Origin of the sequence: Streptomyces sp. NPDC052023 (assembly GCF_044548465.1) — a bacterium.
Lineage (GTDB): Bacteria > Actinomycetota > Actinomycetes > Streptomycetales > Streptomycetaceae > Streptomyces.
Genome location: NZ_JBIUBW010000005.1, coordinates 355,495 through 365,716, shown reverse-complemented (window position 1 = coordinate 365,716; position 10,222 = coordinate 355,495). Strand labels below are relative to the sequence as shown.

Here is a 10,222-nt window from a genome sequence, read left to right as displayed (position 1 = left end):
GGTGGGACGCCGGGCCGTCTCGCCCTACGCTGGGCTAAGGCAAGCCTCATCAAAGGAAGTTCACGTGGGGACCTCAGTGGTCCGGGCGGCCAAAGGCCCCCGCGCAGTCGCACTGCTCGCGCTCTCCGGCGTGGCGCTCCTCGCGCTGTGCGCCCTGTCCATGGCGTACGGCGCGCTCGCCGTACCCGTCGACCAGGTCTGGGACACGCTCACCGGCGACGCGCCCAACTCCCGCATCGAGAACGTGATCTGGTCCGTGCGGCTGCCCCGCACGGCCCTGGGCCTCGCCACCGGAGCCGCGCTGGGCCTGTCGGGGGCACTGATGCAGGCCCTCACCCGCAACCCGCTGGCGGACCCGGGCATCCTGGGCGTGAGCGCGGGTGCCGCCTTCGCCGTCGTGCTGTCCGTCGGCGTCCTGGGGATCGGCACGGTCTCCGGCTACATCTGGTTCGCCTTCGCCGGTGCGCTCGTGGCCAGCGTGCTGGTCTACCTCCTGGGCGGGCTGGGCCGCTCGGGGTCGACTCCCGTCAAGCTGGCCCTGGCCGGCGTCGCCGTGACCTCCCTGCTCTTCTCCCTGACCAGCGCGGTCGCCCTCACCGACCCGGACTCCCTGAACCGCTACCGCTTCTGGTCCGCGGGCTCGCTCGCCCACCAGAACGACGAAGTCCTCCTGCGCGTCCTGCCGTTCCTGGTGACCGGCGCGATCCTCGCCCTCGCCTGCGCGCCCGCGCTGAACAGCCTCGCCCTCGGCGACGACGTCGCGAAGTCACTGGGGCTCAAGCTGGGTACGGTCCGCGTCTGCGGGGTGGTGGCCGTCACCCTGCTCACCGGCGGAGCGGTCGCCGTGATCGGCCCGGTCGTCTTCGTCGGCCTGGTCGTGCCGCACATCGCGCGCGCCCTCACCCAGTACGCCGGCATCGGCCCGGACCACCGCTGGCTGCTGCCCCTGTCGGCGGTGCTCGCGCCTTGCCTGCTGCTCGCTGCGGACATCGCCGGCCGGCTGATCGCCCGCCCGGTGGAGATCCAGGCCGGCGTCCTGGTCGCCTTCGTCGGAGGCCCGTTCTTCATCGCCCTGGTCCGCCGGCGCCGCCTCGCGGAGCTGTGACGATGACGCATCCACGAGGGGGGCGGGGTGAGGGCCGTGAGCCTGCGGTGTGCCGAACTGCGCGCCGAGGCGCGGGGCTTGGTGCCCTGCCGGTCCGGCCCTGCCGGCTCCGGGCGACCGAGCGGAGCCACCGCACGCAGTCTCGGGTCCCCGGCCGGCTGCCGCGCCGTGCCGTGGACCGGGACGGAGCCCCTGACCGCCACGGACCGGGACCCACCACCGCCGCCCACTCCACGGCCCGCCACCAATCGGCACCCGCCCCCGCCCACTCCACGAGCCGCCACCAACCGGCACCCGCCCCCGCCCACTCCACGGACCGCCGTCCTCGGCCGCCGGCCCAGGACGAACCCACGCACGAAGGTGTGAGCGTATGACGACCGAACTCGTGCCCGGAGCGGGCCGGAAGGACGCGGCGGAGCGTCCTGCCCTCCCCCGCTCCCCCGGCCGCGTCCCCTTCCGGCTCGGCGTCCCGCCCGTCTCGGGCGTGCTGCGGCCCCGGCTGGTGGCCGTCTGCCTGGTTCTCGCCGCCTGCGCCTTCCTCGCCTTCTCCGTGGAGACCGCGATCGGGGACATCGGCCTCCCGCTCCCCGACGTGATGCAGGCCCTGTTCGGTGCGGGCGACCCCGGCACCCAGCTGATCGTCCATGAACTGCGCCTCCCGCGGGCCCTGGCGGGCCTGCTCGTCGGCATCGCGTTCGGCATCTCGGGCGCCCTGCTGCAGACCATGACGCTCAACCCGCTCGCCAGCCCCGACATGATGGGCATCACCCAGGGCGCCGGCACCGCGGTCGTCGCCGGCATCGTCCTCGGCTGGGACAGCGGCCCGGGCACCCAGGCCCTCGGCCTGCTCGGCGCGCTCACTGCCGCGCTGCTGGTGTACGTCCTGGCGTGGAGCCGCGGCACCACCGGATACCGGATCGTCCTCGTCGGCGTCGGTATCGCCTGGATCTGCACCAGCGCAACCGACTACCTCATGGCCCACGGCAGCCGGTTCCAGGCGCAGTCGGCGCTCGGCTGGCTGGTCGGCAACCTCAACGGCCGCACCTGGGAGCAGATCGGCCCGCTGGCCGTGACCATGGCCGTACTGGTGCCGGCCGCCCTACTGCTGGGGCGGCAGATGCGCACCCTGCAACTCGGCGACGACGTGGCGCGGGGCCTGGGCACGCGCGTCCAGACCGTCCGGGTGGCCGTGCTGCTCGTCTCCGTCGGACTCGTGGCCTTCGGTACGGCGACCGCCGGGCCGGTCGCGTTCGTGGCGCTCGCCGCGCCCCAGGTCGCCCAGCGTCTCGCCGGCACGGCCGTTCCGCCACCGGTGGCCGCGGGGCTGACCGGCGCGGTGATGGTGCTCGTGTCCGACCTGATCGCCCGGAAACTGATCCCGGACACGGAACTCCCGGTGGGGATCGTCACGGGCGTGCTGGGCGCCCCCGTACTGCTGTGGCTGCTCGTCCGCGCCAACCGCGCCGGTTCAGGAGGCTGAAGACGTGTCATCGAAGCACGAGGTGTACGAAGGTCCCGCCGACGGGCCCGACCTGCGCGCCGAGGGCCTGCGCCTGGCCTACGACGACCGGGTCGTCGTCGACGGGCTCGACGTCGTGATCCCCTCCGGCCGGATCACGGCGATCGTCGGCGCGAACGCGTGCGGCAAGTCGACCCTGCTGCGGGCCCTGGCCCGGCTGCTGACCCCCAAGTCGGGTGCCGTGTACCTCGACGGGCGCTCGGTGCACTCGATACCCACCCGCGCCCTGGCGCAGCGGCTCGGCATCCTGCCGCAGACGCCCGTCGCGCCCGAGGGGCTGACCGTCATCGACCTGGTGGGGCGCGGGCGTTCACCGCACCAGACGTGGTGGCGGCAGTGGTCGGCCGACGACGAGGAGGCCGTGCACGACGCGCTGCGGGCCACGGCGATGACCGAGCTCGCGCACCGGCCCGTCGACGCGCTCTCCGGGGGCCAGCGGCAGCGGGCCTGGATCGCCATGGCGGTCGCGCAGGGCACCCCGGTGATGCTGCTGGACGAGCCGACGACGTATCTCGACCTCGCGCACCAGATAGACGTCCTCGACCTCGTCACCGACCTGAATCGGCATCAGGGCCGCACCGTCGTGATGGTGCTGCACGACCTCAACCAGGCGTGCCGGTACGCCGATCACGTCGTCGCCATGAAGTCGGGCCGCGTCGTGGGCGAGGGCGCGCCCGCCGACGTCGTGACCGCCGTGATGGTGGAGGAGGTCTTCGGGCTGCGCTGCGTGGTCGGCGAGGACCCCGTCAGCCGGACGCCGATGGTCATCCCGATGGGCCGTCACCACGAGGGCACCGACGCCACGGCCTCCGTCGCCGTCCCCGGCGCGGCCGGCTGACGCGGGGGCCGGCCGGCGCCACCGGTCCGGCCCCGCTCGCCCCACTACGGACGAGGCGTCAGATACCCGCCCATCGTGCGGAAGTAGTCGGTGGCGGCGTACTCGGTGCCGTCCTCGGTGCGCACCCGCCTGACCACCAGACCGGGCAGCGCACCGGACCGGGCCTCGGCGCCCGCGACGACAACCACCCCGTCGCCCTCACGGATGAAGATGCGCCCCGGCGTGCCTCCGTAGCGGCCCTCGGAGACGGTGGCCGAGACGATCCGGATCCGTTCGCCACGGTGATGGGTGAAGGCGTTCGGATACGGGTCCGACTGGGCCCGTACGAACCGCTCCAGGTCCGCGGCGGGCCAGGTCCAGTCGATCCGGCTGTCCTCCAGGGACCGCTTGTGGAAGAAGCTGGAGCGGGAGCGGTCCTGCGGTGTCCACACCGCCTTGCCTGAGGCGATGAGGTCCAGGGCGTCGGTGACGAGGGGGCCGATCAGCTCGACCGTACGGTGGAACAGGTCGGTGGCGGTGTCGGTGGGCCCGACCGGCACCGCACGCTGGAGCAGGATGTCGCCCATGTCGAGCTCGGCGTCCATGCGGTGGGCGGTGACCCCGACCTGCTTCTCGCCGTTGATGAGCGCCCAGATCAGCGGTGAGAAGCCGGCGTAGGAGGGCAGCAGCGAGTCGTGGACGTTGAGCGTGCCGTGCGGCGGCAGTTCGAAGATCTCCGGGGGCAGCCAGGTACGCCAGTTGTTGGCCACGATGATGTCCGGCTCGGCCTCCTTGAGCGCGCGCAGGAGTTCGTCGTCGCCCGGCCGGTTGCGCAACAGCACCGGGACACCGTGCTGTTCGGCGAGGTCGGCGACCGAGTCGCTCCAGATCCTCTCGTACGCGTGGTCGCTCTTGGGGTGGGTGACGACGAGGACCACCTCGTGGTCGGAGGCGAGCAGAGCCCGCAGCGTCCGGTGCCCCCACGTCTGATAGCCGAACATGACGACCCGCATATAGGCCTCCTCAGGCATTGCTAGGTAAGGCTAACCTTATCTAGCATGTGCCTGTTTGGGGGAGGCCGTGCTCCAACTCTCGGAACACTGTGTCCCCCCCTTCATGGGAGGCGATGAAGCGGTGACGACACTGCAGAGCGAGCCGGATCACGTCCACGACCTTCTGGGCATCGGCTTCGGACCGTCCAACCTCGCACTCGCGATCGCGCTCCAGGAGCACGGCGCGGCATCGGGCGAAGGGGGCGCGATCCGGGCGCTGTTCCTCGAAAAACAACCCCGATTCGGCTGGCATCGCGGGATGCTCATCGACGACGCGACCATGCAGGTGTCCTTCCTCAAGGACCTGGTGACGATGCGCGACCCCACCAGTGACTTCAGTTTCCTGTGCTACCTGCGCGAACGCGGCAGGCTCGTCGACTTCCTCAACCAGAAGACACTCTTCCCGCTGCGCATCGAGTTCCACGACTACTTCGAGTGGGCGGCGGGCCGGGTCGCCTCGCTCGTCGAGTACTCCGCCGAGGTCGTCTCCGTACGGCCCGTCACGGAGGACGGCGAGGTCCGCTACTTCGACGTCACGAGCCGCGATCCGGCCGCCCCCGAACGGCTGACCGTCCGCCGTGCGCGCAGCGTCTGCGTCGCCACCGGCCTGGAGCCGCATCTGCCTCCGGGCGCGGTTCGATCCGAACGGGTCTGGCACAACAGCGAGTTGCTGCCCCGGGTGGACGAGCTCGTCGCCTCGGCGACGCCGGTACGCCGTGCCGTCGTGCTCGGGGCCGGGCAGAGCGCCGCCGAGGCCGTGGACTACCTCCACCGCACCTTCCCCGACGCCGAGATCTGCTCCGTGTTCGCCAAGTACGGCTACACCCCCGCCGACGACAGCCCGTTCGCCAACCGGATCTTCGATCCCGAGGCCGTCGACCTGTACTACGGGGCGTCCCGCGAGGTGAAGCAGTCGCTGTTCGACTACCACCGCAGTACCAACTACTCCGTGGTCGACCTGGAGTTGATCGAGGCACTGTCCCGGACGATGTACCAGGAGAAGGTCCAGGGCAGGCAGCGGCTGCGGATGATGAACGTCTCCCGCATCCGTGAGGTCGAGGACGGCGCGGACGACGTCAAGGTGACGGTGGAGTTCCTGCCCACCGGCGAACGTGAGGTCGTCGCCTCGGACCTGCTCGTCTACGCGACGGGCTACCAGCCGCAGGGCATCGGCGACAACCTCGGCGAACTCGCCAAGCTCTGCCTGCGCGACGAGGAGGACGCCCTCGAGGTGGGCCGGGACCACCGGGTGGTGACGACCTCGAACGTCACCGCCGGCATCTACCTCCAGGGCGGCACCGAACACACCCACGGCCTCACCTCGACCCTGCTGTCCACCACCGCCGTACGGGCCGGGGAGATCCTCACCTCCCTGCTGGCCCGGCACGGCGCGGACACCATGAGGGCGGACCGCGTGCCGAGCTAGGGCCTGCCGGCGCCGGGCGGCCGTGACGCTACCGGCGGCTGCGCACGAGGAGATGGAGGAAGTACGGCGTCCCGATGACCGCGGTCATCAGGCCGGCGCCGAGCTGGGCCGGTGCGATCACGGTTCTGCCGATCAGGTCCGCGGTGCAGACGAGGACGGCGCCGAGGAGCATCGCCACCGGCACCACCCGGACGTGCTGCCGGCCCACCAGGGCCCGGGCCGCGTGCGGTGCCACGAGGCCCACGAAGCCGATCGTGCCCGCGGCGGCCACCGCCGTGGCGCTCAGCAGGACGCTCAGGACGAGGAAGCCCAGGCGCCCGCGCGCCACGTCGAGCCCCAGCAACTTGGGCGTGTCCTCGTCGAGCGACACCAGGTCCAGCTCCGTACGCCGCAGCGCCGCGACGGCCGCGCCGACGACGAGGACCGCCGCGAGCGGCGCCACGTCGGGCAGCGTCCGACCGTAGGTGGAACCCGACAGCCAGGTCAGCGCCTTGGTCGCGTTGAACGGGTCGGTGAGGATGATGAGCATGCTGATCAGGGCACTTGCCCCGGTGGCGACGCCGAACCCGACGAGGACGAGCCGGTTCTGCTGGAACCCGCCGCGCGCGGCGAGCCCGAAGACGAGGACGGAGCTGACCGCGGCACCCGCGAAGGCCCCGCCGGCGACGCTCCACGACCCGGCCGCGGGCACGGTCGTCACCAGGAGCACGGCGCCCAGTGCCGCGCCGCCGGAGACTCCCAGGACACCCGGCTCGGCCAGCGGGTTGCGGGTCACGGACTGCACGAGTGTCCCGGCCAGGGCGAGTGCCGCGCCCGCGAGGAGCGCGGCGAGGACCCGGGGCACCCGGGTGTCGAGCACGAAGCCGACGGTCCGCCCGGCGTTGCCCTGGGCCCAGTTGACCACGTCGCCCAGCAGCAGCTTGCTGTCACCGAGCAGCACCGCGGCGATCGTCACCCCGACGAGCACGGCCACCAGCACGGCGGTGGTGGTCAGGAAGACGGCCCTGCTCCGGATGCGCAGCCGGTCGGGCGCGGAGGCGGCGGCGCCGTCCCGCACCCGGGTGGCCATCACGATCAGGAACGCGGCGCCGACGAGGCTGGTGACGACACCGGTCGGCACGGCCACCGCCAGGTCCGCCGGTACGAGGGCGCGCAGCAGCACGTCCGAGCCGAGCACCAGCGCCGCACCGACGAGCCCGGCGAGGGGCATGCCCGCGCGCGTGCGGGTGAACGCGCGGAATCTGCGGGCGAGGGGGCGGACGAGCGCGGGGGCGCACAGCCCGACGAAGCCGATGGGTCCGGCGAGGGTGACGGCGGCCGTGGAGAGCAGAGCCGTGAAGACGACGACGGTGACCCGGGTGGCGCGGACCCGGACGCCGAGGCCGCGTGCGGCGTCGTCGCCGAGCGCCAGTGCGTCGACGCGCCGGGCGACGAGCAGCAGCCCGATCAGGCCGGCGACACCGATGGGCGCCGTCTGGAGCACGCCGTCGAAGCCGTTCTGCGCGATGCTGCCCTGGTTCCACCGGTAGAGGCCCTCGGTCTGCTGCGGGAACAGCAGGAGCAGCCCCTCGGTGACGGCGGTGAGGCCGAGCATGAGCGCGCTGCCGGCCAGCACGAGCCGGACGGTTCCCGTGCCCGGGCCGGACAGCCCGAGGACCACGGCGGCGGCCGTGAGGCCGCCGGCGAAGGCGACGCCGGTGGAGGCGAACAGCGGAAGCGAGACGCCCGTGACGGCGGCCACCCCGAGGGCAAGGTAGGAGCCCGCGTTGACGGCGAGCGTGTCGGGGGACGCGAGCACGTTGCGGCTGACGGCCTGGAGGGCGGCGCCGGCCATCCCCAGCAGGACCCCGACGACGAGCCCGGCGGTCATCCTGGGCAGCCGGGAGGCGATGACGACGGACGAGTCACCCGGGTCGGCCCGGCCGGTGAGGGCCTTCCAGACCTCGGGCGCGCCGACGGCGGCGGTGCCCTGCGTGGTGTCCACCAGCGCGAGGACGGCGACCAGCAGGACCAGCGTGGCCGTCACCGCGGCGGCGCCGCTCCGGGACGGGGCCGGAGCCGGGTGGGTGGTGGGAGCGGTTGCGGTGACGGCCACGGTGTTACCTCGCCAGCGCCTCGACGACCGCGTCGACGTACTGCCCCATCGACTCGGGGCCGCCGAACATCCAGATGCCGTCGGGCAGCCGGTGCACGTTGCCCTTCTTCACGAACGGCAGCGAGGTCCACACCTTGTCCTTGGCGAGGGCTCCGGCGAACGGGGTGCTGTTCTTGTCACCCTCGCTGCCGATGTAGGCGAACTGCACATCGCCCAGCTCGGTGAGGCCCTCGACGTCGGTGGAGGCGAGCCCGTAGTCCTTGTCGCCCTCGATCTTCCAGGCGTTCTTCAGACCGATCTTCTCGTTGACCGCGCCGATGAGGGAGCCGCTGGTGTACGGGCGGATCGAGACCTGGTTGGAGACGACGTAGCCGTCGGCGAAGGCGTAGTCGGCGCCCGCGAGTCCGGCGCCGGCGAGGGCCTTCTTGCCCTCGGCGAGCTTGGCCTCGAACTGCTCCTTGAGCTCGTCCGCCTTCTCGGTGGTGCCGGTGGCCTGGGCGATGAGGTCCAGGTTCTCGGTCATCCGCCCGATCGGGTCGGACGCGTCGGCGGAGCGGACCTCCAGGACGGGGGCGACCTCGCGCAGCTGCTTCACGGCGGCCGGCGGCAGGTCGGTGGTGGCGACGATGAGGTCCGGGGACAGCGAGGCGATGGTGTCCATGCTCGGCTCGCCGCGCGTGCCGATGTCCTTGGGCTCGTTCTTCAGGGAGACCGCGGTGTCCCACGTCTTGTAGCCCTTGACGTCCGCGACACCGACGGGGTCGACACCGAGCGATATCAGGTTCTCGACGACGTTCCACTCGGTTCCGACGACCTTCTCGGCCGGCCCGTCGAGTTCCACCTTCGCGCCATTGGCGTCGGTGAGGGTGATGCGCTCGCCGGTCTTCTTCGCGGCGTCGTCGGCGGCGGGCTCGGTGGTCCCGCAGGCGGTCATGGTCAGGGCCGCGGCGGTGGTGGCCGCCGCGGTCAGCAGGAGGCGTCTCATGAGGTGGTGCTGAGCCTTTCGCTTCGCGTGTGGTGCCGGCCGATGGCGCGGGTGCGCAGCCGGCCGGTGAGGGGGTCGGTGTCGACCTCGATACGGATGCCGTAGGTGTCGGTGAGTCGCCGCGCCGTCAGAACGTCCTCCGGCAGGCCGTCGGCGATGATCCGGCCCTCGTGGAGGAGCACGATCCGGTTGGCGACGGCCGCCGCCTGGTCCAGGTCGTGCAGGACGGCGCCGACCGCGATGCCGTGCTCGTCCGCCAGGTCGCGGACGAGGTCGAGGAGTTCGATCTGGTAGCGCAGGTCGAGGTAGGTGGTGGGCTCGTCGAGGAGCAGTACGCCGGTCTCCTGGGCCAGGCAGCCGGCGAGCCAGACGCGCTGGAGCTGGCCGCCGGAGAGATGCTCGGCACCCCGGTCGGCGAGCTCGGCGACGCCGGTCAGGGTGAGCGCGCGCGCCACCGCGGCCCGGCCGTCCGGATCCCCCTTGCCCCAGCGGCCCCGGTAGGGATACCGGCCGAACGCGACGACGTCCCGCACGGTCAGCCCGCTCGGCGTGGGCCGTCCCTGTGTCAGCAGGGCGACGCGGCGCGAGAATTCCCGGGGGGTCAGCGCCAGTCCGTCGGTCTCGCCGTCGATGACGAGCTCGGCGGTCCTCGGCCGCTGCAACCGCGCGAGGGTGCGCAGCAGCGTCGACTTGCCGCTGCCGTTGGGTCCCACGAGCACGGTCACCTCGCCCGGCCGCAGCCTCAGGGCAGCGCCGTGCACGACATCGACACCGTCGTAGGCCACGGTGACGTCCGTGGCCGACAGCTCATGACCGCGTGGGCTCACGGCCCCGGGGGTCTCTTCAGCAGCTCGCACGTTGCGAAGGTTAGCCTAACCTAAGCACGGATTGAACCCCAGGGGTGGCAGTACGCAAGAGGAAGACGCGCCAACCTGTGCGCGTCCGGTTCACCCCCTCACCACCCCCTCCCCGCATTTCCTATCGAATTACTAGGGAAAGCTTGACGCCACCGAGCGGCGCTGCGCAGGATGTTGCGCATGTCCCGAACGCAGCCACGCCTCGTTCGTCGCCGGCATGTCGACTTCTGCCGGGTAGCCGGCGCCGCGTGCTGTCGCGCCTAGGACACGCGGTCCAGATCCGCCGGCGCCCCTGAACCGAGGCGGACTCGGCCGTCCTCACGAGGAGTTCGCGCCGCCCGCACATCGGGTCCGCATCAGCGCCGG

9 protein-coding genes are annotated in these 10,222 nt (G+C 72.2%); 5 read left to right on the top strand and 4 right to left on the bottom strand.

Going from position 1 to position 10,222, the window contains the following annotated elements:
- Window positions 1-64: 64 nt before the first annotated feature.
- The 3 genes from ACIHCM_RS14330 (at window position 65) to ACIHCM_RS14320 (ending at window position 3,462) form a co-directional block, all read left to right on the top strand.
- Window positions 65-1,105 carry a FecCD family ABC transporter permease gene (locus ACIHCM_RS14330; protein ID WP_399894317.1) on the top strand — a complete coding sequence of 347 codons (1,041 nt, stop codon included), beginning with the start codon at window positions 65-67 and terminating at the stop codon, window positions 1,103-1,105.
- A gap of 370 nt (window positions 1,106-1,475) precedes the next feature.
- On the top strand, window positions 1,476-2,585 hold the full coding sequence (locus ACIHCM_RS14325) for a FecCD family ABC transporter permease (RefSeq protein ID WP_399894313.1): 1,110 nt from the start codon (window positions 1,476-1,478) through the stop codon (window positions 2,583-2,585).
- Between the two features lie 4 nt (window positions 2,586-2,589).
- A complete protein-coding gene (locus tag ACIHCM_RS14320) occupies window positions 2,590-3,462 on the top strand; it encodes an ABC transporter ATP-binding protein (protein WP_399894310.1) in 873 nt (290 codons plus the stop codon).
- A gap of 44 nt (window positions 3,463-3,506) precedes the next feature.
- Here ACIHCM_RS14320 and ACIHCM_RS14315 read toward each other — a convergent pair whose 3' ends face one another.
- Complete coding sequence (locus ACIHCM_RS14315; protein ID WP_399894644.1) at window positions 3,507-4,454, bottom strand: methionyl-tRNA formyltransferase; 948 nt, start codon at window positions 4,452-4,454, stop codon at window positions 3,507-3,509.
- Between the two features lie 121 nt (window positions 4,455-4,575).
- Here ACIHCM_RS14315 and ACIHCM_RS14310 point away from each other — a divergent pair, with 121 nt between their 5' ends.
- Window positions 4,576-5,919, top strand: coding sequence for a lysine N(6)-hydroxylase/L-ornithine N(5)-oxygenase family protein (locus ACIHCM_RS14310; protein ID WP_399894307.1), 1,344 nt, complete (start codon window positions 4,576-4,578; stop codon window positions 5,917-5,919).
- A gap of 28 nt (window positions 5,920-5,947) precedes the next feature.
- Here ACIHCM_RS14310 and ACIHCM_RS14305 read toward each other — a convergent pair whose 3' ends face one another.
- Genes ACIHCM_RS14305 through ACIHCM_RS14295 form a run of 3 tightly spaced genes read right to left on the bottom strand, consistent with a single transcriptional unit; the run spans window position 5,948 to window position 9,856 of the window.
- On the bottom strand, window positions 5,948-8,014 hold the full coding sequence (locus ACIHCM_RS14305) for an iron ABC transporter permease (protein WP_399894304.1): 2,067 nt from the start codon (window positions 8,012-8,014) through the stop codon (window positions 5,948-5,950).
- Between the two features lie 4 nt (window positions 8,015-8,018).
- Window positions 8,019-8,999: an iron-siderophore ABC transporter substrate-binding protein gene (locus tag ACIHCM_RS14300; protein WP_399894301.1), complete on the bottom strand. Its 981-nt coding sequence runs from the start codon at window positions 8,997-8,999 to the stop codon at window positions 8,019-8,021.
- Window positions 8,996-9,856 (bottom strand): ABC transporter ATP-binding protein, encoded by an 861-nt coding sequence (locus tag ACIHCM_RS14295; RefSeq protein ID WP_399894298.1) that lies wholly within the window; start codon window positions 9,854-9,856, stop codon window positions 8,996-8,998. The genes ACIHCM_RS14300 and ACIHCM_RS14295 overlap by 4 nt, the downstream gene beginning before the upstream one ends.
- 171 nt (window positions 9,857-10,027) lie before the next feature.
- Between ACIHCM_RS14295 and ACIHCM_RS14290 the strand changes: the two genes are divergently transcribed.
- Complete coding sequence (locus ACIHCM_RS14290; protein ID WP_399894295.1) at window positions 10,028-10,120, top strand: putative leader peptide; 93 nt, start codon at window positions 10,028-10,030, stop codon at window positions 10,118-10,120.
- Window positions 10,121-10,222: the final 102 nt, after the last annotated feature.

Coding starts and splice junctions, on each gene's coding strand:
- ACIHCM_RS14290 (WP_399894295.1), top strand. CDS start 10,028: ATGTTGCGCATGTCCCGAACGCAGCCACGCCTCGTTCGTCGCCGGCAT.
- ACIHCM_RS14325 (WP_399894313.1), top strand. CDS start 1,476: ATGACGACCGAACTCGTGCCCGGAGCGGGCCGGAAGGACGCGGCGGAG.
- ACIHCM_RS14300 (WP_399894301.1), bottom strand. CDS start 8,999: ATGAGACGCCTCCTGCTGACCGCGGCGGCCACCACCGCCGCGGCCCTG.
- ACIHCM_RS14315 (WP_399894644.1), bottom strand. CDS start 4,454: ATGCGGGTCGTCATGTTCGGCTATCAGACGTGGGGGCACCGGACGCTG.